The sequence below is a fragment of the Kitasatospora sp. NBC_00458 genome, assembly GCF_036013975.1.
GTDB lineage: Bacteria > Actinomycetota > Actinomycetes > Streptomycetales > Streptomycetaceae > Kitasatospora.
Window position 1 is genome coordinate 6,470,721 of sequence record NZ_CP107904.1, and the last position, 20,698, is coordinate 6,491,418.

The window sequence follows — 20,698 nt, forward strand, 5'->3', positions numbered from 1 at the left end:
CCTCGTTCGGTTGCGGTCAGCCTGGCACTACAGCCGGTCGACCTGCTGGCGCAGGCCGGTCAGCAGGTCCACCCCGTGCGGGGTGAAGTGGTCCACCAGGATTTCGAGTTCGCGCATGAGGTAACGGGCGGCCGGCAGCCCCTCGTCGTAGGCGCTCCGGAAGCTCGTACGCTCGGCGGCGGTCAGGTCGTCACGGTCCAGCTCGGTGCGGCGGAACCGCAACAACTGGTTGTAGACGCAGATCGCGTGGAAGGCGCGGTCGATCTCCCAGAACCGGTTGCGCACGACGCCCTGCCCGGCCCGCCACGCGATTTCGATCTTGGGGGAGGTCTCGGACGAGTACCCGTCGGTGAAGACCTGGTGCTGGTGGATGTGGAGGGCGATCGACTGGTGTGCTCCCTCGTGCAGCAGGTTTTCCGCGAGGAAGCGGGGGGACGCCTCCGGGCTGACGGTGTTCGGCGGGATATGGTGCCGGGCCTTGTCGGAGAACACGATGACGTACGGGAGTGCCGGGTCGCTGGAACTGGTCAACGAGGAGGAGCGGACACCGGGCTTGAGACCCACCCACAGCATGCCGCGGACGAACTCTCGCAGGCGGTCGAAGCCCTCGGGGTGGACCAGCGCCAGGCGGTCCAGCGCGGCCGTCAGCACTGCACGCCGCTCGTCGGTGTGCTCCACGATGCGGTAGTTCGCCAGGTTCACGTCGTCGCCGATCTCGCGGGGCAGCTCGGCGTCGAACCAGTCGAAGGTCGCCCCGGCCACGTTCAGACGCTCGCTTCGCAGGGCGCGGGCGTGCTCCGCGTAGGGGGTGCCCGAGCGCAGGATACGGCCCATCAGCGCGAACGGGAGGGCCGCCTCGGCCCCCTCCTCCCGGAGCCGGGTCAGTTCCGGGTCGTTGCGGGTGAGGTCGAAGAAGGAGCCGGGCGGGACGCGGGGGGCGATCGTGGTCGACACGGTGGACTCTCCTTGGGCGGTGCGTACAGAGGGCGGAGCGAGAGGGGAGCGGGCCGACTCGGCTCTTCACGCCGAGCCGACCCGCCATGCCGCCGACGAGGCGGCTTCACCTCGGGACCGAGATCAGCTCTCGGGCACCGGCGCGAAGTCGCCGTCCGGGACCATGTGGTCCAAGGCGCGGGTCAGCCCGGTGACCTCCGGCGCGAAGTCGCCGTCCGGGACGGAGTGGTCCGGCCGCCGCGTCAGGTCGGCGACCTCCGGGGCCCGCTTGATGTCGCTCATGTGCTTCTCCCATCGGTTTTGCTCTGCCCGTCCGGAGATGGGCGGGCAGTAGCGCGGGGTGGTGCGTCCCAGTCGACTGGAAGCGTCCTTCCAGGGCCGGGAGTTCATAGGCAGCCGGCAGCGGCGTTGGTAGCCCAGAGCCGCCGGACCGTCGAGGGGCACTGCGCGAGCCGCTGGCCGCCCGGTGGTCGTCCAGCGGGCTTCACCGGTCGGGGAGCTGCGCCGACTCGACCTTGCTCGGGCCGGTCACGACCTCGCGGTACTCACGCTTGGGGTTGCGTCTCGCCATCGGTCCGTCCTCCTTCGCCGTGGCGGTGGGGGTGTGTGATAGACCGTAGGGAGTCGACTACAGACGGTGCCACGAAGTTGCACGCGGTTGCACAGGTTCACCCGAGAGCGCTGCGGGCCTCGGTGATTCGGCTTCGGGCTTCGGCTCCGTGCACGGCGGCCCTGGCCAGTTCGGCGAAGGCGCGGAGGTAGGTGCGGATCTCACCGGGGGTCGTGACGTTGATCTCCGCCGTCAGCGTCTCGACTGCCACGAGGCTCTCGTCGAATGCGTAGAACGCTTCGAGCGGCCAGACGGTCCGGCGAGCCCGAAACGGGATGACTCCGACGGAGACGTTCGGAAGGGACGCAATCCCCAGCAAGTGGTCGAGTTGACCAGCGAGTGCCTCGTCGTCGCAGACGCCGTAGTAGAGAACAGCCTCTTCCAGGATCAGGGCGAACTGATTGCCGGCATCGTGCAACACCCGGGACCGCTTCAGTCGGGCCTCGACCGCGTCCTCCACGTCGTCCGGGGTGCCCTGGAAGGTGGTGATCGAACGAAGAAGCCCGGTTGCGTACGGGCCCGTCTGGGTCATCCCCGGCATGACGTTGGAGGCGTACACCTTGAATCTTCGTGTCCGCTGGTAGAGCGGCAACGTCTTCTGGTGCACCCGTCTCATGCCGTCGCGGTGAAGGTCTCGCCACTGCGTGTACATCGACTCGGCAGTGCGCGACGCCGCGATGAGATCCGCTGCCCTCTCTGCAGAACCGCAGGCCGTGCACCAAGCGCGGATGTCGCTGTCGGAGGGGACCGTGAGACCGCGGGCGATGCGGGACGACTTGGACTTGTGCCACCCGCACCGCGCGGCCAGTTCAAGCCCTGAAAGCCCGGCGTCCCGCCGGATCCGGTCGAGCTGATCGGCGAGCGCCTGCCGTGCGGCTCGGGCACTGGAGAGGGGAGAAGAGGACATGGACTGGCCGGCTGCGGTGACTACTCGGCGATGCCGAATGCCTCGTGAGGGACGGCGCGCTCCCACACGGCGTCGAAGGCTGCCGCGCAGCTCCGTGTCACAGCGGGATCGTCGCTCTGATCCGTGTGCACCCATCGGCCGTCGCCGTCGAAGATGTTGAACTGGACGATCCTGCCGTCGAACAGCCAGAAGTCGTTTCCGGGCAGCAGAAGATCGGAGGCATCCCGGCGGGGGAGCCACCTCACCTCCTCACCACCGGCCACGTTGGTGAACGTGAACGAGTGCTCGTACCGGATGTACTCGCTGGCGGGCTCCGAAACGACCCTGGCTCGTCGCAAGGAGACACCGTTGGCGGTTACCTCTTGGACGAGGTCGAGCCAGGGCCTCCACCACGACGTGCGGTCGGAAGGGTCGAGCCGGTGACCGGACTTCCAGGCCCGGAAGCCTTCGTCCTCGGCGTCCACCGAATAGACATCGCGCAGCTCCAGGTGGACCGCCGACTTCCGCGCCGATCTCAAGAGGTCAGCGAAGCTGCTCAAGCTCTGCGACATCCAACGCCTCCTTGAGCGCCTTGGCCATGCGGGCGGGGATGCGGACCACGGTCTCATGATCCGGGATCGGACCGTCAGCCAGGCAATCCGCCGTCGTCGCCTCGTCGATCCTCCAACCCTGGATGACGAAGTCCCTGGTCTCCGGGTCCACCCACACAGTGGGAGAGCCGTGATCCCCCGACTTCTCATCCTTCGCGACGAACCGTAGTGCCATCCGATCCTCCCGTGTCGAGCCGGTTGCGCTCGGTTGCGGACCCGAGCCAGTGCCCATGCTCCGCCCTGGAGGCTCCCCCTGTCAGGACTTCCACAGCATCTGTGGTCGCCCCCCGGTGTCTGACGCTTCTGCCTGTACCGACCGCGATCCACGCCCGGGCGGTCGGTCCGGTACGGCGAACCTTCGCGGTACCGGACCGAGTCGTCGGCCCGGCGCCGGCGTTCGCAGTGGCGGGGCGACCCGGGACTCGGCCCCGCCCCGGTCCGGAGGTTCGCCGGGGGCGACGCCTCGCGCGGTGGGGTGGGGCGGGGGACACTGCGAAGCATGGGACAGCGTGATGTTTCGGTGGCGCGCGAGATGGCGGCCCCGGCGGAGCGGGTCTGGGCGTCGATGACGGACCTGGAGTCGATGCCGCGGGTGCTGAGCGGTGTGGACTCGGTGGAGGTGCTCACGCCCGGCCCGTTCGGCGTGGGGACCCGCTGGCGGGAGACCCGGCGGATGCTCGGGAAGTCGGCCACCGAGGAGATGTGGGTGACGGTCTGCGACGCCCCGGCGCGGTACGTCACCGAGGCGGACAACTCGGGCATGCGCTACGTGGCGGAGTTCCGGCTCGCGGAGCACACCCCGGGGCGGACGACCGTGACCATGACCTTCTCGGCCCGGCCGCAGCACGGTGACAAGCTGCCGCTCGTGGCGCGGCTGCTGGGCGGGCTGGGGGCGAAGGCGGCGGCGAAGGCGATCGCCAAGGACCTCGCGGACGTGGCGGCCTCGGTGGAGCGCTCGCCCCGGGGCGGCGGCCCGGACGGGGCCTGAGCGGAGGCCCGCGGGCCGCGCGCCCACGGGCGGGCGGTCACCCCGCGTACTGTCCCGGGGCCGTCCCGGCCGCTGCTCCGACGGCGGTCCCGAGCGCGGTGAGGAACCGGTCCGTGGTCGGCTCGTCCCGGACGGCGATCCGCAGCCAGTCCGGCCCGAGGCCGGGGAAGGTGTCGCCCCGGCGGACGGCGAAGCCGACCTCCCGCAGCCGGGCCCGGACGGCGTCGGCGCCCGGCAGTTCGATCAGGACGAAGGACGCCGCCGGCTCGCCGTGCACCCGGACGGCGGGCAGGGCGGCGAGGCCCTTGAGCAGGTGGTCGCGCCGGAGGGCCAGCTCGTGGGCCGCCTCCTCGGCCTCGGCGAGGGCGGCCGGGGCGGAGCAGGCCTCGGCGGCGGCCAGCGCGGGGGTGGAGACCGGCCAGAGCGGCTGGGCGGCGGCGAGGGCGGCGATCAGCGGGGCCGGGCCGAGGGCGTAGCCGATCCGCAGGCCGGCCAGGCCCCAGGTCTTGGTGAGGCTGCGCAGGACGACCACCCGGCCGGGCAGGTCCCGCGCCGGGGCGAGGGACTCGGTCTCGCCGGGCACGGTGTCCATGAACGCCTCGTCGATCACCAGGGTGCGGCCGGGCCGGGCGAGGGCCGCGACGTCGGCGGCCGGGTGGAGGACGGAGGTCGGGTTGGTGGGGTTGCCGATCACGACCAGGTCGGCCTCCTCCGGCACCGCGCCGGGGGTGAGCCGGAAGCCGTCGGCGGGGGAGAGCAGGACGCGGTGCACGGTGTGTCCGGCGTCCCGCAGGGCGGCTTCTGGTTCGGTGAACTGCGGCTGGACCACGGCGACGTGACGGGCCGTCAGAGTGCGGGCCAGGAGGACGAACGCCTCCGCGGCCCCCGCGGTGAGCAGCACCTCGTCGACCGGGCGCCCGTGCCGGGCCGCGACCGCCGCCCGCGCGGACGTGCCGTCGGGGTAGGCGGCGAGGTCGGCGAGCGTGGCGGTGAGGCGGTCGCGCAGCCACTGCGGGGGCGTGCCGGTGCGGACGTTGACGGCGAGGTCGGTCAGGCCGGCCCCGTCGGCGCGCACCTCGGCGTCCCCGTGGTGGCGGAGATCGGGCTCGCCGGCCCCGGTCGCCCCGGCGGGGGAGCCCTGCGGGGCGGGGGAGGCGGGGGAGACGGGGCGCGCGGGGGTCATGGGAGGTCTCCTGCGGGGGCGGACGAGGCGGACGGGGAGGACGGGGAGGACGGGGTGGCGGGGTGGTGCGGCAGCCGGGCGACGGCGACGGTCGCGGCCGGGGACTTCCGCTTGGGTACGACGAGCTCCCCGCCGGGTGCGCTCGCCAGTGCGGCCGCCTCGGCCACGCCGGCCGCCCCGACCGCCGCGCCGACGAGGGCGGACGGATGCGGCACGGGGACGGCCGCCAGTGCGTCGGCCGGGTGCTCGGCCACCGGAACGCCGAGTTCGGCGGCGGCCGCGCGGACGGCGGGGTGGGAGGCCTTGCCGGCGAGGGTGGCGATCAGGGCGACGGTAGTGCCGGTAGTGCCGGGAGCGCCGGGCGGGTCGGCCTCGGCCAGTGCCCGGCGGATCAGCCCGAGCAGTTCGGGTGCCGTGGCCGAGCCGCGGGCGCCCACCCCGACGACCAGGAACCCGGCGCCGTCCGCGCCCGTACGGCCGACGCCGGAGCCGCCGACGCCGGTACCGCCGACGCCGGAGCGGTCCGCGTCCGCGCGATCCGCGTCCGCGCGGTCCGCGCCCGAACCGCCCGCCCCGGGACCGTCCACGCCCGAACCGTTCCCGACCGGACCGCTCACGCCCAGCTCACGTCCATCCCACGCCCTGCTCACGTCCGACTTCTCCGTGTCACCTGCCCGACATCCGGCCGCGGGCCCGGGCGGGCCGAACCGGGCCCGTCCGCACCGGTCCGCGCCGGCCACGGTCGGCGACCGTCCGTGGCGGTCGGTGAACGTCCGGCCGGCGGCGGCGCGAACGCCCACGTCAGAGCGGTCAGGGCTGCGGAAATCCCACCACGGTCGTCACGGACGGGTCAATCGGAGGGGCTGTGACCTGCGCTTGACTTTCGGCCGGGGGCTGCGGGCGCTGTTCGCCTTCTCTTCATGTCGCGGCCGGGGCCCGCGCCACCGTTCGGCTCCTACTGTTTGCGGCGCTCCGCCCCGGTGGTTCCGCACCGGGCAGTTCCCCGCCGGCAGTTCCCCCTCGCGGCCGGGCCGCCTCCCCGGCCCGGCCGCTCCCGACGCACGGAGGACACCCATGTCCGAGACGCCCCTGCCCCCCGAGTCGATTGACATGAGCGCGACCGGGTCGAAGCCCCGCCGCCGCACCCTGACCGCCCTGGCCGCCGGCCTCGGCCTGGTCGCCGGCTCGCTCGGCCAGTGGGCCGCCACCGGCACCGCCGCGCAGGCCGCCGCCCTCCCGGCGCCGGACCACGTGGTCGTCGTCGTCCTGGAGAACCACGCCTACTCGCAGATCATCGGCAGCTCCAGCGCGCCGTACATCAACAACACCCTGAAGGCCGGCGGCGCCACCCTCACCCAGTCGTTCGGGCTCACCCACCCCAGCGAGCCCAACTACTACCAGCTGTTCTCCGGCTCCAACCAGGGCCGCACGGACGACAGCTGCGTGCCGGTCGGCTCGATCAACAAGCCGAACCTCGCCTCCGAGCTGATCGCCGCCGGCAAGACCTGGGGCAGCTACAACGAGGGCCTGCCGAGCCAGGGTTCGACCGTCTGCTCCAGCGGCAAGTACGCGCAGAAGCACAACCCGTGGTTCGGCTTCACCAACGTGCCGACCAACACCGCGTACACCATGACGCAGTTCCCGACGGACTTCGCGAGCCTGCCGAAGGTCTCCTTCGTCGTGCCGGACCTCTGCAACGACATGCACGACTGCTCGGTCTCCACCGGCGACACCTGGATCAAGAACAAGCTCGGCGCGTACGCCACCTGGGCCAAGGCCAACAACAGCATCCTCGTCGTCACCTTCGACGAGGACAACCGGCTCTCCGGCAACCGCATCCCCACCGTCTTCTACGGCGCCCACGTGACGCCGGGCGCCACCACCGCCACCACCTACAACCACTACAACGTGCTGCGCACGCTGGAGGACCTCGCCGGGCTGACCGCCCACGCGGGCAACGCCGCCACCGCCACCACCATCACCGGCATCTGGAACTGACACCCGTGTACGTCGCGGACTCCCGCAGCTCCAAGGCCCCCGCCGCCCCGGCCGCCTCCCGGCCGGGGCGGCGGGAGGCCGCCGCCGAACCGGCACCCGGCACCCGCGCGGCCCGCGCCGCCGTGCCCGGCACCGTCCTGGCGCTGGGCACCGTCAGCCTGGTCACCGACGTCTCCTCCGAGATGGTCAGCGCCGTCCTGCCGCTCTACCTCCTCACCGGGCTCGGCCTCTCCCCGCTCGGCTTCGGACTGCTGGACGGCATCCAGAACGGCTTCAGCGCCCTCGTCCGGCTGGCCGGCGGCCACCTCGCCGACCGCCGCGGCCGGGACGGCGCACCGCGGCACAAGGCGGTCGCCGCGATCGGCTACGGCCTGTCGGCGCTCTGCAAGCCGCTCCTGCTGCTCGTCCACACCGTGCCGCTGATCGGCGCGGTGCTCGCCGTGGACCGCACCGGCAAGGGCCTGCGCACCGCGCCGCGCGACGCGATGATCTCGCTCGCCACCGAACCGGCCCACCGGGGGAGGGCGTTCGGCGTCCACCGGGCGATGGACACGGCCGGCGCGCTGCTCGGACCGCTCACCGCCTTCCTGGTGCTCCGGACGGCGGGCGGCCCGCTGCTCGCCGACGGGGGCCAGCAGCACGGCTACCAGGCGGTGTTCGCGGTCAGTGCCTGCGTCGCGGTGATGGGCGTGCTGGTGCTGCTGCTCTTCGTACCGAACCGCCGGGCCGCCGACGACCCGGGGACCGCCCACGACCCGGGGGCCGCCGACGGGCCGGGGACCGCAGCCGCTCCGCACACCGCCGACGGCCCCCCGCGCCTGCGGGACGGACTCGCGCTGCTCCGCCTGCCCAATCTGCGGCGCCTCACCCTCTGCGCCGTCCTGCTCGGCTTCACCACCGTCAGCGACTCCTTCCTCTACCTGCTCGTGCAGCGCCGGCTCGGCCTCGGGACGGAGTACTTCCCGCTGCTCCCGCTCGGCACCGCCGCCGCCTTCCTGCTCCTCGCCGTCCCGCTCGGCGCCCTCGCGGACCGGATCGGCCGGCGCCGGCTCTTCCTGGCGGGCCACGGGCTCCTGCTGCTCGCCTACGGGCTGCTGCTCTCGCCGTTCGGCGGGCTGCCGGCGGTGGTCTGCGTGCTGGTGCTGCACGGCGCCTTCTACGCCTCGACGGACGGGGTCCTCGCCGCCGCCGCGGCCGACGCCGTCCCCGCCGGGCAGCGCGGCGCCGGGCTCGCGCTCGTCGGCACCGGTCAGGCGCTCGCCCGGTTCGCCTGCTCGCTGGCGTTCGGCGCGCTGTGGAGCGCGGTCGGCGGCACCGCCGCGCTGGCCTGGTCGGCGGCTGCGCTGGCCTGCTGCGCGGCCGGGGCGGCGTACGTCCTCCGCGAGCAGCCGACTGCACCGGCCGCACCGGCCGCACCGGCCGCCACCCGCACTGCCGAAGCCGCCACCGCCCCCGCCACCCCCGGACCGACCGACCCCGAGGTGCCCTCGTGACCACCGCCCCCCTCCGGAACCGCACCCGGGTGCTGATCCTGCTGGCCGCCGTCGTCCTCCTCGGCGCCGTCGGCACCGGCGCCGTCCGCTACGCCGCCGACCGCTCCGCCGACCGCGACCGGGCGCGGCCCGGCGGTCCGGTCGTCACCCGCGGCGCGGTGTCGCTGCGGGCGCCCGCCTCCCGGGAGCTCGTCTTCCGCAACATGGCCTGGGGCCCGCACCGGGACGAGATCGCCACCGTCCCCGCCGAGCACCCGGACGGCCCGCGCACCGCCTCCGGCGTCCACTGCCTGCGCTTCCACGCCGCCGCCGGCACCGGCATCTGCCTCCAGGCCGAGCGCGGCGCCCTCCAGGACACCTACCGCGCCGTCGTCCTCGACGACCACCTCCGCGAGCTGCGCTCCTACCCCGCCGCCGGGATCCCGACCCGCTCCCGGGTCTCGCCGTCCGGCCACCTCGCCGCCTGGACGGTCTTCGTCAGCGGCGACTCCTACGCGGGCACCGACTTCTCCACCCGCACGTCGATCGTCGACGTCCGCGACGGGAACCTCAGGGACAACCTGGAGACCTTCGACCTGGTCAAGGACGGCAGGCCGTACCGCGCACCCGACGTCAACATCTGGGGTGTGACCTTCGCCGACGACGACGTCTTCTACGCGACCGCGGCCACCGGGGGCCGGACGTACCTGGTCCGCGGCGACCTCGGCGCCCGCACCCTCACCACGCTCCACCAGAACGTCGAGTGCCCGTCGCTGTCCCCGGACGGCACCCGGATCGCCTACAAGAAGCGCGTCCCCGGCGCCTCCGAGGACGCCCCCTGGCGGCTCTACGTCCTCGATCTCGCGACCATGGCCGAGACCGCCACCGCCGAGCAGCGCAACATCGACGACCAGGCCGTCTGGTCCGGCGGCGCCGACCTCCTCTACGCCCTGCCCGGCGACTTCGGCGCCGACCTGTGGACCGTTCCCGCCGACGGCACGGGCGCCGCCCGGCGGCTCCTGGACGCGGCGGTGGCCCCGGCCTATCTGGGCTGATCAGGCTGGTTGGTCCGACCCGGAACTTCAAGCGTAGGGTCCACGTCGAGCACTAGGAGTGGCGGTGCGACGCCGCGCCGCCACGTCGACGGACCGGGGGAGCAGGAAAAGTGAGCCAACGAGGGCCCGACGGCGGGCTGTCGCCGGAGCAGCGCATGTCCAGCGACTCCTGGCCGGCCCTGCACGGCCGTCCCGTGCTGCGCCGGACGATCGCGATGGGGCTCGTCCTGTTCGTCGCCGTCATGGCGGCCCTCGCCGTGCGCGGCGTCAACGCCCTCACCGTCGGCCGCGGGGTCGTCGAGACCGACCGCGACCGGGCCGAGCTGCTGGCCGGCCTGCACCCCTCCCAGCATCCGGGCGCCGGGCGCTACTACGTGCCGGTCGGCGCCGTGTACACGCGCACGCCGGAGGGCGTTCCCGTCGCGTACCTGCACTACCGGCTCGGCGGGGGGCGCGAGGTCGGCGTCGGCGACTTCCTGCGGACGTACGACCTGCCCGCGCCCGGGGCCACCACGGAGCTGCCCCCGGACCTCGTGGAGGCGCTGGGCGGTGACGAGCCGGATTCGGCGGTCGAGCTCTCGGAGCCCCTCGCCTGGCCGTCCGCGGGGCCCGTCCCGGAGCCGGGTGCCGGTCCGACGGCGACCCGCACCCCCGAGGGCGCGGAACCGGCCCCCGCGCCCTCGCCGACGCCCACCGGCACGGTGGCGCCCGAGGCCACGGGGACGGTCCTGCCGGAGGCCACCGCCGACCCGGCCGCTCCCGGTGGCTCCGCCGGTCCCGGCGGCTCCGGTGATCCGGGCGGTCCTGGTGATCCGGGCGGCTCCGTCGACTCGGACGGCTCCGCCGGTTCCGGGGCGGCCATCGGTCCGGAGGAGGACGAGGAGGACTACGGACCGGCCTTCCCGGGCGACGTCCCCGGCCCGGACCGGGCGTCCACCACCACCTCCGAACCGTCCCCGACGCCCGAGCCGTCGCCGACCCCGGTGCCCGAGCAGCCCCCGACGAGCCCCGCCGCGACCGCCACCCCGGCGCGCCCGTCGACGGTCCGCCGCATCTACGTGGCGACGGTGCCGGGCGGGCTCCCCGGCGCGGCCGACATCTACGTCCGCGCCACGGGCTGAGCCCGCCCCGCCCGACCGGCCCTCGGCCCCGACCGCCCCGCCCGACCGGCCCTCGGCCCGGACCGCCCCGCCCGACCGGCCCGACCGGGCTCGGCCCCTGCGCCCCGCCGTGCTCAGTCCGGGATGCGGCGGCTGGTGTCACCCGGGCCGTCGGGGCGGTCGGGGGAGCCGCTGATCAGCAGGTCCCCGCCGTGGGCGCTGCGCGGGGTCAGGGTGAACGACACCCGGTGCGTGCGGCCGCGCGACACCCCGGCCTCGGTCTCCGCGCCGACCGCCCACAGCTTGAAACCGGCCTTCGCCTTGGCGTCGGCCCTCAGCTCGACCTCGAACTCCATCTCCACGGGGCCGACGGCGAACACCACGTCCTGTCCCGCCCCGCGCGCCGCCGCCGCCATCAGTTCGTCGCGCACCGCCGCGACCGCGTCCACCAGCGGAATGTCCATCGGGCCCCCTCGTTCCACGTGTCCGGTGCCGGATCAACGCGCCCGCCGGGGAGCGGAGTTCCCGACCGGAACCCCGCCCGCCGCGAATCCGCCGGGGCGGCCCCGTGCGGCCCCGTGCCCCGTGCGGCCCGCGCCTGCCCCGCCCCGCCCCGCGCCCCTGGGCTCAGGACCCCTGGAGGACGACCACGACCCCGATCACGAGCCCGACGACGACCGTGAGGACGACCGAGAGGAGGAGCCCGGCCACCGCCGGAGTCAGCCGGTCCCGGGGGCGCTTCGGCGGCTGCACCCGCGAGGCCTCGTCGGTGCTCAGCTCCCACCAGTTGACGACGCGCCGGAAGTCGACGTCGAAGTCGGGGTCCGGGTACATCTCGCTGTGCTGGAGACCGGGGAGCGCGCGGCGCCGCCCGTCGGCGAGGAAGATCCTGGCCGCGAGCACGTCGCCGGACTGGCCCTCGGTCCTGCGCACGTCGATCCACCGGATCTCGTGCCACGGGTGGGTGCGGCCGCGCCCGAGGCCCCAGCAGACGGTGATCCCGGCGGCTCCGACCCTGGACCAGCTCCGGGACGCGATGTACACGACCGGGGCCAGCAGGACGGCGGTGCCCGCGATCAGCGCGCAGGTCCACGACGGGCCCAGGACGGTGACGGAGAGGGCACCCTCGACGACGAGGATGAGGAGCGCCAGGAAGAGGCGCGACTTCGACGTGCGGTGCCGGTCTTTCCCCCGGAAGATCAATTCGTCCACCGCGCGCACACTACGCTGCGGGCCGGCGGCCGTGAGAGCCGGGGCGGGGCGGCAGGCGACCCGGCGGTGCACGCGGCGCAGGGCGGCTCGGTGCGGCTCGGTGCGGCGCGGTCAGTGCAGTACGACGATGTCGACCCAGGCGGCGGCCGCGACGACGGCCGTCACGAGGACCGCGAGCACCGTGGGCGTCAGCCGGTCCCGGAGGCTTCTCGGCGGTCGCACCCGCGAGGCCTCGTCGGTGTTCAGCTCCCACCAGTTGACGACGCGCCGGAAGTCGACGTCGAAGTCCGGGTCGGGGTACAGGTCGCTGTGCTGGAGCCCGGGGAGCGCACGGCGCCGCCCGCTGGTGAGGAACATCCGGGCCGCGAGCGATTCGCTGCCCCGGTTCGTGGTCGTGCGCACGTCGATCCACCGGATCTCGTGCCACGGGTAGGTGCGGCCGCGCCCGAAGCCCCAGCAGACGGTGATCCCGGCCGGTCCGACCGCGGACCAGCACCGGACCGTCGAGTAGGCGAAGGGGGCCAGGAGCGCGATCGTGCCGCCGATCAGCCAGGCGCCCCCGACGGGACCGAGGCGGTAGGCGGCGAAGGCGCCCTGGGCGACGAAGACGGCGAGCAGCAGCACGAAGAGCGCCTTGGACGGACGGTACCGGTCTCTCCCGCGGAAGATCAGTTCGTTCACGGTCGCACACTACGTCTCCGGCCCCGTCCGGCACAGGGGGGTGCGCCGTTCCCTCTTCCTCAACGGCCTTGCGGGGCACCGCCCCGAGCGCCGGACCGGCGGACCCGCAGGGCACCCGCCAGCCTGGTGAGGCCGTAGCCGAGCAGCCAGGGGAGCACGGTGAGGCCGCCGACGTAGACGGCGAGGTAGCCGAGGAGGTCGCCCAGCCTGCCGGGTTCGTTCCAGGTGTCGGTGGGCAGGATCATCGCGGTGGCCGAGACCGAGACCGGGAGCACCGGGAGCAGCAGCGACCAGAGCCGCGGCGCCCGCTGCCCGGGCCGGCGGGCGCACCAGGTGCCCGTGGCCGCCATGACGAGGGGTCCGAACGGCACCCACAGCAGTACGGGGATGAACAGCACCGTCCACCACTCGCTCGAATACCCGAACATCATCGGCGCCCCCCGCGGCCGTCGCCCGCTCCTCCCGGCTTCCTGCCCGGCCGTGGCCGTCCGCGAAACGGGTCCGCCGCCGGAGCGGGAAGTCGGCCGGTCCGACTTCCCGTGCACCCTGGCTCCGGCCGCGCCGCCCGCTCCGTGCCCCGCTGCGCCGCCCGCTCCGTGCCCCGCTGCGCCGCCGGCTCCGCGCACCGGCGCACGGCCCGCTCCAGGAAGTCCGCGGCGCCCGGGGGCGGAGGGCCCCCGGGGGGCCGGGAACTGATCCGTCATCCGCTTGTGCTGTACTACCTCCTCGCCGCACCCGGGCAGTCCGCCCGCGCATCTGCCCGCCCGTCCGCACCAGGCTTGGAGAGAACCGCCCGATGACTGCCACCTGTCCCCAGTGCACCGCCTCCGACGAGGCCGTCGCCGTGCCGGAAGCCCTGGCCGACGCCCGGCGGCCGCTCGACGAGCCGGTCCGCGCGCAGCTCGCCGCGCCGCTCCTGCTGCCGCCGGAGCCGGAGGGGGTGGGCGGGGGCGCGATCACCTGCTACGTCCTGGCGGGGCTCGTCGGACTGCTGCAGCTGCGCTCGCTGGTGGCGGAGAAGAGCCGGGACGAGGAGGTGCGCGACGCGGCCTACCAGGCGGGCGCGGTGCTGGGCCCGTGGATCGTGGTGGCGCTGCTGCTCGGCATCGGTGTGGCCGTGCAGGTCGCGCGTCGCCGGCGCCGGGCCGCGAAGGCCCGGGCGGCCGGGCTTCCGACGCGGGAGGAGTGGTCGCCGGAGCTGCGGGACCAGCGGAAGCGGCAGTTCCGGGTGTGGGAGGCGGCGTGGCTGTGCCGTCGCTGCCTGGTGGCGTTCTTCCCGGACGGGGCGGTCCGCCCCGACTTCCCGGCCTCGCCCGCGATACCGGTGGGGGAGTTCCCGCTGTGGGTGGTGACCGCGGCCGAGCGCGCCTTCGGCCCGGAGGCGATGGCACCCCGGACCTGACGTCGACCGTCCCGCGCCCGCCCCTCCGTCCCGCGCCCGCGCTGGGCCGCTCCTCCGCGCCCGCGCTCTCCGTGCCGCGCCCCTCCGGTCAGGGGGCGGTGCCGAGTTCGCCGTTCCGGAGGGCGGTGACGAAGGCCCGCCAGGCCTCGGCGGGGAAGGCGAGCGCGGGGCCGTCGGGGTCCTTGGAGTCGCGGACGGGCACGGTGCCGGGGAGGTTGAGGGCGGCCTCGACACACTGGCCGCCGTTGTCGCTGTGGGTGCTCTTGCGCCACTCGGCGCGGGCCGGGTCGACGGGCATGGTTCCGAGGTCCCTTCTCTGCAACGGGCGGGTGGGCGTCAGGGGTGGTGTGCGGCGGTCCGCCGTTCGGCGACGGCCGACCAGACCCGGCGCGCGAGCGCGTCCGGGGCCAGCGCGCCGTCGACGACGAGGTGGCAGGTGTGCCGGGCCGGTTCGATGTGGCGCTCGTGCGCGTCGCGCCGGTGGTCGAGGTAGTTGCGGAGCAGGATCTCGACGGGGAAGCCGTCCCGGACGCACTTGCGCTGGATCTTGCGTGCGAGCCGGAGGTCGGCCGGCAGGTCGACGAAGACGTCGAGCCGGGTGCCCGCAGTCCGGGGCGCCACCCGGTGGGCGAACAGGCCGTCGACGATGACGACGGCCGCGGCCGCGAGGGCGGCGTCCGTGTCGCGGGCGAGGCGTTCGGCGTCGATGGACCGGGGGTCGCCGACGTCGAGGCGCGGGATCCCGGACTCGTCGGGCGCCCAGACGCCCCGGTCCTGCGCGGTGACGTAGTAGTGGTCGCCGTGCAGCACCGCGACCGGAGCGGTGGCGGTGGCGGCCAGGGCGGCGGCGAGGGTGGTCTTCCCCGCGCCGGCCCCTCCTGTCAGGGTGAGGAGCACCCGATCCCTCCCGGCCGCCGTCGGACGATGGACTGACGAGTCCTCATGGTGCCACGGATGCCGTCGTGTTCGGGGCGTTCGGGCGGGTCCGGGGCGGCCGGGCGAGGTCTCAGGCGGTGCCGACGCGGTCGGGGAGCGGGGCGGCGGGGCCGGGCCGGGCGGCGGCCGGGCGCACGGCCAGGACGAGCACGGCCAGCCCGGCGAAGACGGCCGCCGCGATGGCGCCGTTGACGTGCAGGCTCGCCGTGAACGCCTCCCGCGCGGTGTGCAGCAGTTCGGCGCCCCGGTCGGCGGGCAGGTCCCGGGCGGCGGCGACCGCGGCGGCGAGGGAGTCCGGGGTGCCGTCCGTCCGGCTGCGGTAGACCACCGCGGCCACCGCGCCGAGCAGGGCGAAGCCGAGCGAGCCGCCGAGGTAGTTGCCGGTCTCCGACATCGACGCCGCCGAGCCGGCCCGTTCCGGCGGCACGGATCCGATGACCAGCCCGGTGCCGAGGGCGAACAGCGGGCCGGTGCCCAGGGCGAGGACGGCGATGCCGGCCATCACGAGCGGCAGGCCGCCCGGGCGGCCGCTGTCGGCGGCGGTCAGCAGCAGGCCGCCCAGTGCCGACACGGCCAGTCCGGCGGCGATCGCGGTCGTCTGCCGCATCCGCCGGGCCAGCGCGGGTGCCGTCATGGTGCCGACCGCGACGCCCAGGCCCATGGGTGCGAACAGCAGCGCCGAGGCGACCGGCGAGAAGTCCAGCACGCCCTGGAGGTACTGGGTGACGAGGAGGCCGGTGCCGGCCATGGCGAAGCCGGCGAGGACGAGCGCGACGAGGACGGCGGTGAACGGGCGGTTGCGCAGCAGTCGCAGGTCCAGCAGCGGTGCCTCCACCCGCAGTTGCCGCCGCACGAACAGGAGGCCGAGGGCCGCGCCGAGGACGAGGGCCGCGACGGGCCCGGCGGACGCGCCCCCGCCGGACACGCTCCCGACGGCGAGCTGCTTGGCGCCGTGGAGGGTCAGCAGCACCGCGGCGAGCGAGAGCCCGACGCCGGGCAGGTCGAGCCGTCCGGTCCGTTCGCCGCGGGACTCCGGCAGCAGCACCGGCCCGGCGAGCACCAGCAGCGCCATCGCCGGCACGGCGGCCAGGAAGACCGAGCCCCACCAGAAGTACCGGAGCAGGAGGCCGGCGAGGACGGGCCCGAGCGCGCCGCCGGTGAACTGGCAGGTCGCCCAGACCGCGACGGCCTTCCCGCGCTGCCGCTCGTCGTGGAACATGCCGGTGATCAGGGCGAGGGTGGACGGTGCCAGGGTCGCCCCGGCGGCGCCCAGCAGTGCCCGCGCGACGATCAGCGTCAGCGGGTCGGTCGCGAGGGCCGCCGCGACCGACAGCACCGCGAACGCCGCGGCCCCGGCGGTCAGCAGCCGTCGGCGGCCGATCCGGTCGCCGAGCGTGCCCATCGTGATGACCAGCCCGGCCACCGCGAGTCCGTAGCCGTCGCTGATCCACAGCTGCTGCACGTCGGTGGCGCCGAGGTCGGCGCTCAGCCGGGGGAGTGCGAGGAGGAGGGCCGTGGTGTCCATCGCCACGATCAGTGTCGGCAGCATGAGGACGGCCAGTCCCAGCCGCGCCCGGGTCACCCGCATGGTCGAAACTCCCTGTTCTGTCGGTTCGTTCGGTGGTCCGCCGGGTGGTCGGAGCGGTCGCGGGGTTCTTGACACCGGTCGGTGGCGAGGTTGCGCGACGGATCGGCGGATCGGGGGCGCGGGGGCGCGGTGGCCGGCGAGTGGCGGGAGAATCGTGCGGGTTCTCCGGCGGAGGACGTCAAGAAGGCGCCGTCGGCTCCGACCGAGTGGTCGACGGGCCCCGCCGGGGTCCGCGAACCGCAGGGGAGTACGCGATGAAGTTCCTGATCAGCATGCACATCAACCCGGCCGTGATGGACGCGCTCACGGACGAGGAGAAGGCGGCGATCGGCGCCGGGCACGGCACGTTCATCGAGGAGTTGAAGGCCTCCGGGGAGCTGATCATCACGCAGGCGCTGGTCGACCCGTCGCAGGCCGCCGTGGTGTCGGTGCGCAACGGGCAGCCGGTGGTGACCGACGGGCCGTTCCTGGAGTCCAAGGAGTACCTGGGCGGCTTCTACCTGGTGGACTGCGAGGACCGGGACCGGGCGGTCGAGCTGGCGGCGCGGATCCCGGACGCCGCACTCGACGGCTTCGGCATCGAGGTGCGGCAGGTGATGTTCTCCGACGGACACTTGGAGGCATGACGGCACCCGGATTCGAGGACCTGCTGCGCGAACTCGTGCCGCAGGTCCTCGGCACGCTGGTCCGCCGGTACGACCGGTTCGAGGGGTGTGAGGACGCCGTCCAGGAGGCCGTCCTGGCCGCCACCCTGCAGTGGCCGGCCGAGGGCGTGCCGGACAGCCCGCGCGGCTGGCTGGTGACGGTCGCCCACCGGCGGCTCGTCGACCGGCTGCGCAGCGACCGGGCGCGCCGCGAGCGGGAGTGGGCGACGGCCGCCGAGGTGCTGCCGGAGGAGGTGCCGGGCACCGACGACACGCTCCTCCTGCTGTTCCTGTGCTGCCATCCGGCGCTGACCGGCGCCTCGCAGACCGCCCTGACGCTGCGGGCGGTCGGCGGCCTGACCACGGCCGAGATCGCCCGCGCGTTCCTGGTGCCGGAGGGCACCATGGCGGCCAGGATCAGCCGGGCCAAGCAGCGGATCAGGGCCGCGGGGAGTTCGTTCGTCCCGCCGGACGGCGCGGAGCGCGAGGAGCGGCTGAGGGTCGTGCTGCACGTGCTCTACCTGATCTTCAACGAGGGCTACACCGCCTCCTCGGGCAGCGAGTTGCACCGGGCGGACCTCGCGCGCGAGGCGATCCGGCTGACCAGGGCGGTCCACGCGCAGCTGCCCGGGGACGGCGAGGTGACGGGGCTGCTGGCGCTGATGCTGCTGACCCACGCGCGCCGGGAGGCGCGGACGACGCCGGGCGGCGACCTGGTGCCGCTGGACGAGCAGGACCGGACGGTGTGGGACGGCGCGCTGATCGAGGAGGGCACCGGACTGGCCAAGGCGGCCCTGGCCGCGCCGGTGCTGGGGCCGTACCAGTTGCAGGCGGCGATAGCGGCGACGCACGCCGACGCGGTGAAGGCGGAGGAGACGGACTGGCAGCAGGTGCACACCCTGTACCTGATCCTGGAGCGGATCGCGCCGAACCCGGTGGTCACCCTGAACCGGGCGATCGCGCTGGCCGAGACGGAGGGCCCGGGGGCGGGACTGGCGCTGCTGGCGACCCTGGACGGTGACGTGCGGATGGCGGGGCACCACCGGCTGCTGTCCGTGCGGGCGCACCTGCTGGAGCGGGCCGGCGACGCGGCGGGGGCGTACGGGCACTACCGGCGCGCGGCGAGGGCGACGGCGAGCATCGCCGAGCAGCGCTACCTGGAGTCCCGGGCGGAGCGGGTGCGACCCGACGGCTCCGACCGGTCCGCCGGGGACGCCCGGTCCGGTGGGGACGGCGCTCCCCGAGGCACTCTGGTGCCGCCGGAACGGCTCTGACACCATTTCAGCCGAGCTGAACGGACGGGGGCGAACGGTTCATCTCAGCTGCACCACCGTAGCCGTAGCGCGTCGAGAGGATCTGAGGCCGACAATGAAGACCATACGCAAGCACGTCCCGCATCTGGTGACGGTCGTGCTGATGCTGCTGGGCATGATGACCGCCGCGACCGCGCAGGCGCAGGCGGCCCCGCAACGGCTCACCGCCAGCGCGACCGTGTGCTCCAACTCCCCCATCCCGACCGGGTGGGTCATCACCAGCTCGTACAGCAGCAGCGGCTGTCCGGGCACCGGCGTCGCGTACACCATCGCCGACACGACCGGGCTGACCTACGCCACGGTGTGCTCCATGTCGCCGATCCCGGCGGGCTGGGCCGTGACCAGCTCGTACAGCAGCGGCGGGTGCATCGGCACCGGCTACGCCTACTCGATCGCCAACCTCGCCAACCAGAGGAACGCCACCGTGTGTTCGTTCTCGCCGATCCCGGCGGGCTGGGTCATCACGAGCTCGTACAGCAGCGGCGGGTGCGCGGGCACGGGCTACGCGTACTCGCTGGCCAACACGGCCGGGCTGTCGTACGCCACGGTGTGCTCGATGTCGCCGATCCCGGCGGGCTGGGTGATCACGAGCTCGTACAGCAGCGGTGGCTGCGCGGGCACGGGCTACGCGTACTCGCTGGCCAACACCGCCAACCTGACCAACGCCACGGTGTGCTCGATGTCGCCGATCCCGGCGGGCTGGGTGATCACGAGCTCGTACAGCAGCGGTGGCTGCGCCGGCACCGGCTACGCCTACACCATCGCCAAGCTCACCACGCAGACCTACGCCACCGTGTGCTCGTTCTCGCCGATCCCGGCGGGCTGGGTCGTCTCCGGCTCCGTCAGCACCGGCGGCTGCGCCGGCAGCGGCATCGCCTACAACATCCGCAAGGTCTGATCGTCCGCCGTCGAGGTCCTGCGCGAAGCCGACGGCCCGCACCGCACGGTGCGGGCCGTCACCCTTTTCCGGATTCCGGATTCCGGATTCCGGATTCCGGCTTCCGCCGCTTCGAGGGCGCGGAAATGAGGGAGACAGGGGTTCGCGGCGCGGGGTAGAAAGGCCGCGTCCTCCGGAAGGGGCCGGGGGCGGGAGCGTCGGAGGACGAATGCGGGCTGCGCGGTGAAGGTGAGGACCACGGTCCACCGGGTCAGGACGGGCCGGGGGGAGTACCGGGTGGTGTCCGTCAGCCCTCGGGAGGGCCGGGCCGCGCTGTACGAGAGCCAGTTCACGATGGAGATGTACGTCGACCGCGCGGGGGCCGGGGTCCTGGCCACGGCCTGGGCGCTGGCCGCACGATCACGGCGCTCGCTGGTCCACCTGCCGCTGCGGACCTGGGCCCGCGGACCGGCCGGCATGTCGGAGTGGGTGCACAGCGGGCTCGGGCTGGACCTCGTCCTGCTCCAGCGCGACCTGGGCTTCCCGCCCTCGCGGTGGAAGGAGGTCCGGGCCCGGCTGGGAGCGGGGGCGCCGCACACCGTCGACATCCCGGAGACGGACTTCCCGGCGGAGGACGCGATCGACTACGAGAGCCACCGGCACGCCGGGTGGCGGGACGGGCTGCGTTTCGCCCTCACCGCGCGGACGTTGTTCGTCTCGGGTACCGCCGAGGCGTTCCGCTGGTCGGGATCGCGGGTCAGGTCGCTCAGCACCGAGGCGCCCTCGGTGGCGGCTGGCCGCCCGGGGGCGGCCGGGCACGCGGGGGGCGTCCACTACTGCGTCGAGCTGGACCACGAGCCCGGTCAGGGCCGGGGCAAGGGGTTCTGGACGCCGGCGAAGACGGATCCCGGCATGCTCCACATCGAGTACGCCCCCGGCTGGCGGGCGGCCTGACGGGCGGACGGCGCCCGGGTGTTCTCGATTCGCCCCGCGGTGCCGGTGCACCGGTGTGGCACCCCGGCGCTCGCGGTGCCCTTCCTCAGGCCACCGGTCTCGTCCACCACCGGGACGGCGTCCTGGTTCCACCGGGCCCGGTCCACCTGCCGGCGGCCGGCGGAAGCCGACCTGCCGCCCCGAGGCGCCGTCCGCCCACGGGCCGAGACCGAGATCCGCAGCTGGTACTAGGTT

General features: G+C 74.4%; 24 protein-coding genes. 10 read left to right on the forward strand and 14 right to left on the reverse strand.

Annotated features, from left to right (window positions below):
* Positions 1-27: 27 nt before the first annotated feature.
* From OG550_RS27020 to OG550_RS27040, 5 genes are all read right to left on the reverse strand, one after another.
* Entirely contained in the window at positions 28-954 is a 927-nt protein-coding gene (locus tag OG550_RS27020) for a hypothetical protein (RefSeq protein WP_327681792.1), read from the reverse strand.
* A gap of 123 nt (positions 955-1,077) precedes the next feature.
* Positions 1,078-1,236 carry a hypothetical protein gene (locus OG550_RS27025; RefSeq protein ID WP_327681794.1) on the reverse strand — a complete coding sequence of 53 codons (159 nt, stop codon included), beginning with the start codon at positions 1,234-1,236 and terminating at the stop codon, positions 1,078-1,080.
* A 386-nt stretch (positions 1,237-1,622) separates the two neighbouring features.
* Complete coding sequence (locus OG550_RS27030) at positions 1,623-2,471, reverse strand: helix-turn-helix domain-containing protein (protein ID WP_327681796.1); 849 nt, start codon at positions 2,469-2,471, stop codon at positions 1,623-1,625.
* A 20-nt stretch (positions 2,472-2,491) separates the two neighbouring features.
* Positions 2,492-3,022: a DUF6879 family protein gene (locus OG550_RS27035; protein WP_327681798.1), complete on the reverse strand. Its 531-nt coding sequence runs from the start codon at positions 3,020-3,022 to the stop codon at positions 2,492-2,494.
* A complete protein-coding gene (locus tag OG550_RS27040; protein ID WP_327681800.1) occupies positions 2,994-3,236 on the reverse strand; it encodes a hypothetical protein in 243 nt (80 codons plus the stop codon). The genes OG550_RS27035 and OG550_RS27040 overlap by 29 nt, the downstream gene beginning before the upstream one ends.
* Positions 3,237-3,560: 324 nt before the next feature.
* Between OG550_RS27040 and OG550_RS27045 the strand changes: the two genes are divergently transcribed.
* Positions 3,561-4,049, forward strand: coding sequence for an SRPBCC family protein (locus tag OG550_RS27045; protein WP_327681802.1), 489 nt, complete (start codon positions 3,561-3,563; stop codon positions 4,047-4,049).
* 37 nt (positions 4,050-4,086) lie between these two features.
* Here OG550_RS27045 and cobC read toward each other — a convergent pair whose 3' ends face one another.
* Together cobC and OG550_RS27055 are read right to left on the reverse strand one after the other, a co-directional pair.
* Positions 4,087-5,232, reverse strand: coding sequence for an Rv2231c family pyridoxal phosphate-dependent protein CobC (gene cobC, locus OG550_RS27050; protein ID WP_327681804.1), 1,146 nt, complete (start codon positions 5,230-5,232; stop codon positions 4,087-4,089).
* The gene (locus tag OG550_RS27055) at positions 5,229-5,819 is read right to left on the reverse strand and encodes a cobalamin biosynthesis protein (RefSeq protein WP_327681806.1); all 591 of its coding nucleotides are present in this window, start codon (positions 5,817-5,819) and stop codon (positions 5,229-5,231) included. The genes cobC and OG550_RS27055 overlap by 4 nt, the downstream gene beginning before the upstream one ends.
* A 523-nt stretch (positions 5,820-6,342) precedes the next feature.
* Here OG550_RS27055 and OG550_RS27060 point away from each other — a divergent pair.
* From OG550_RS27060 to OG550_RS27075, 4 genes are all read left to right on the forward strand, one after another.
* On the forward strand, positions 6,343-7,230 hold the full coding sequence (locus OG550_RS27060; protein WP_327684174.1) for an alkaline phosphatase family protein: 888 nt from the start codon (positions 6,343-6,345) through the stop codon (positions 7,228-7,230).
* Between the two features lie 5 nt (positions 7,231-7,235).
* Positions 7,236-8,723 carry an MFS transporter gene (locus OG550_RS27065; protein ID WP_327681808.1) on the forward strand — a complete coding sequence of 496 codons (1,488 nt, stop codon included), beginning with the start codon at positions 7,236-7,238 and terminating at the stop codon, positions 8,721-8,723.
* On the forward strand, positions 8,720-9,757 hold the full coding sequence (locus OG550_RS27070; RefSeq protein WP_327681810.1) for a TolB family protein: 1,038 nt from the start codon (positions 8,720-8,722) through the stop codon (positions 9,755-9,757). The genes OG550_RS27065 and OG550_RS27070 overlap by 4 nt, the downstream gene beginning before the upstream one ends.
* Before the next feature lie 155 nt (positions 9,758-9,912).
* Positions 9,913-10,878, forward strand: coding sequence for a hypothetical protein (locus OG550_RS27075; RefSeq protein ID WP_327681812.1), 966 nt, complete (start codon positions 9,913-9,915; stop codon positions 10,876-10,878).
* A gap of 113 nt (positions 10,879-10,991) precedes the next feature.
* Here OG550_RS27075 and OG550_RS27080 read toward each other — a convergent pair whose 3' ends face one another.
* The 4 genes from OG550_RS27080 to OG550_RS27095 all read right to left on the reverse strand — a co-directional run bounded on the left by OG550_RS27080 (position 10,992) and on the right by OG550_RS27095 (position 13,181).
* Positions 10,992-11,321 (reverse strand): trypco2 family protein, encoded by a 330-nt coding sequence (locus OG550_RS27080; RefSeq protein ID WP_327681814.1) that lies wholly within the window; start codon positions 11,319-11,321, stop codon positions 10,992-10,994.
* Between the two features lie 163 nt (positions 11,322-11,484).
* Positions 11,485-12,069 carry a hypothetical protein gene (locus OG550_RS27085; RefSeq protein WP_327681816.1) on the reverse strand — a complete coding sequence of 195 codons (585 nt, stop codon included), beginning with the start codon at positions 12,067-12,069 and terminating at the stop codon, positions 11,485-11,487.
* A gap of 111 nt (positions 12,070-12,180) precedes the next feature.
* Positions 12,181-12,750 carry a hypothetical protein gene (locus OG550_RS27090; RefSeq protein ID WP_327681818.1) on the reverse strand — a complete coding sequence of 190 codons (570 nt, stop codon included), beginning with the start codon at positions 12,748-12,750 and terminating at the stop codon, positions 12,181-12,183.
* Between the two features lie 59 nt (positions 12,751-12,809).
* Complete coding sequence (locus OG550_RS27095; protein WP_327681820.1) at positions 12,810-13,181, reverse strand: hypothetical protein; 372 nt, start codon at positions 13,179-13,181, stop codon at positions 12,810-12,812.
* A gap of 365 nt (positions 13,182-13,546) precedes the next feature.
* Between OG550_RS27095 and OG550_RS27100 the strand changes: the two genes are divergently transcribed.
* Positions 13,547-14,152 (forward strand): hypothetical protein, encoded by a 606-nt coding sequence (locus OG550_RS27100; RefSeq protein ID WP_327681822.1) that lies wholly within the window; start codon positions 13,547-13,549, stop codon positions 14,150-14,152.
* An 88-nt stretch (positions 14,153-14,240) separates the two neighbouring features.
* Here the strand turns inward: OG550_RS27100 and OG550_RS27105 are convergent, their stop codons facing one another.
* The 3 genes from OG550_RS27105 to OG550_RS27115 all read right to left on the reverse strand — a co-directional run bounded on the left by OG550_RS27105 (position 14,241) and on the right by OG550_RS27115 (position 16,676).
* On the reverse strand, positions 14,241-14,450 hold the full coding sequence (locus OG550_RS27105; RefSeq protein ID WP_327681823.1) for a DUF397 domain-containing protein: 210 nt from the start codon (positions 14,448-14,450) through the stop codon (positions 14,241-14,243).
* A 38-nt stretch (positions 14,451-14,488) separates the two neighbouring features.
* Positions 14,489-15,049 (reverse strand): hypothetical protein, encoded by a 561-nt coding sequence (locus tag OG550_RS27110; RefSeq protein WP_327681825.1) that lies wholly within the window; start codon positions 15,047-15,049, stop codon positions 14,489-14,491.
* Positions 15,050-15,158: 109 nt separating this feature from the next.
* A complete protein-coding gene (locus OG550_RS27115) occupies positions 15,159-16,676 on the reverse strand; it encodes an MFS transporter (RefSeq protein WP_327681827.1) in 1,518 nt (505 codons plus the stop codon).
* 254 nt (positions 16,677-16,930) lie between these two features.
* Between OG550_RS27115 and OG550_RS27120 the strand changes: the two genes are divergently transcribed.
* The 4 genes from OG550_RS27120 to OG550_RS27135 all read left to right on the forward strand — a co-directional run bounded on the left by OG550_RS27120 (position 16,931) and on the right by OG550_RS27135 (position 20,464).
* Positions 16,931-17,302, forward strand: coding sequence for a YciI family protein (locus tag OG550_RS27120; protein WP_327681829.1), 372 nt, complete (start codon positions 16,931-16,933; stop codon positions 17,300-17,302).
* Entirely contained in the window at positions 17,299-18,594 is a 1,296-nt protein-coding gene (locus OG550_RS27125; RefSeq protein ID WP_327681831.1) for an RNA polymerase sigma factor, read from the forward strand. The genes OG550_RS27120 and OG550_RS27125 overlap by 4 nt, the downstream gene beginning before the upstream one ends.
* A 94-nt stretch (positions 18,595-18,688) precedes the next feature.
* The gene (locus tag OG550_RS27130) at positions 18,689-19,531 is read left to right on the forward strand and encodes a hypothetical protein (protein ID WP_327681832.1); all 843 of its coding nucleotides are present in this window, start codon (positions 18,689-18,691) and stop codon (positions 19,529-19,531) included.
* 279 nt (positions 19,532-19,810) lie between these two features.
* Positions 19,811-20,464, forward strand: a complete 654-nt coding sequence (locus tag OG550_RS27135; RefSeq protein ID WP_327681833.1) for a hypothetical protein — start codon at positions 19,811-19,813, stop codon at positions 20,462-20,464.
* The last annotated feature ends 234 nt before the right edge of the window (positions 20,465-20,698 follow it).

Bases quoted from the DNA above. Each gene is read 5' to 3' on its own strand.
- OG550_RS27025 (WP_327681794.1), bottom strand. From the start codon at position 1,236: ATGAGCGACATCAAGCGGGCCCCGGAGGTCGCCGACCTGACGCGGCGG.
- OG550_RS27030 (WP_327681796.1), bottom strand. From the start codon at position 2,471: ATGTCCTCTTCTCCCCTCTCCAGTGCCCGAGCCGCACGGCAGGCGCTC.
- OG550_RS27035 (WP_327681798.1), bottom strand. From the start codon at position 3,022: ATGTCGCAGAGCTTGAGCAGCTTCGCTGACCTCTTGAGATCGGCGCGG.
- OG550_RS27040 (WP_327681800.1), bottom strand. From the start codon at position 3,236: ATGGCACTACGGTTCGTCGCGAAGGATGAGAAGTCGGGGGATCACGGC.
- OG550_RS27045 (WP_327681802.1), top strand. From the start codon at position 3,561: ATGGGACAGCGTGATGTTTCGGTGGCGCGCGAGATGGCGGCCCCGGCG.
- cobC (WP_327681804.1), bottom strand. From the start codon at position 5,232: ATGACCCCCGCGCGCCCCGTCTCCCCCGCCTCCCCCGCCCCGCAGGGC.
- OG550_RS27060 (WP_327684174.1), top strand. From the start codon at position 6,343: ATGAGCGCGACCGGGTCGAAGCCCCGCCGCCGCACCCTGACCGCCCTG.
- OG550_RS27075 (WP_327681812.1), top strand. From the start codon at position 9,913: ATGTCCAGCGACTCCTGGCCGGCCCTGCACGGCCGTCCCGTGCTGCGC.
- OG550_RS27080 (WP_327681814.1), bottom strand. From the start codon at position 11,321: ATGGACATTCCGCTGGTGGACGCGGTCGCGGCGGTGCGCGACGAACTG.
- OG550_RS27095 (WP_327681820.1), bottom strand. From the start codon at position 13,181: ATGATGTTCGGGTATTCGAGCGAGTGGTGGACGGTGCTGTTCATCCCC.
- OG550_RS27100 (WP_327681822.1), top strand. From the start codon at position 13,547: ATGACTGCCACCTGTCCCCAGTGCACCGCCTCCGACGAGGCCGTCGCC.
- OG550_RS27105 (WP_327681823.1), bottom strand. From the start codon at position 14,450: ATGCCCGTCGACCCGGCCCGCGCCGAGTGGCGCAAGAGCACCCACAGC.
- OG550_RS27115 (WP_327681827.1), bottom strand. From the start codon at position 16,676: ATGCGGGTGACCCGGGCGCGGCTGGGACTGGCCGTCCTCATGCTGCCG.
- OG550_RS27120 (WP_327681829.1), top strand. From the start codon at position 16,931: ATGAAGTTCCTGATCAGCATGCACATCAACCCGGCCGTGATGGACGCG.
- OG550_RS27125 (WP_327681831.1), top strand. From the start codon at position 17,299: ATGACGGCACCCGGATTCGAGGACCTGCTGCGCGAACTCGTGCCGCAG.
- OG550_RS27130 (WP_327681832.1), top strand. From the start codon at position 18,689: ATGAAGACCATACGCAAGCACGTCCCGCATCTGGTGACGGTCGTGCTG.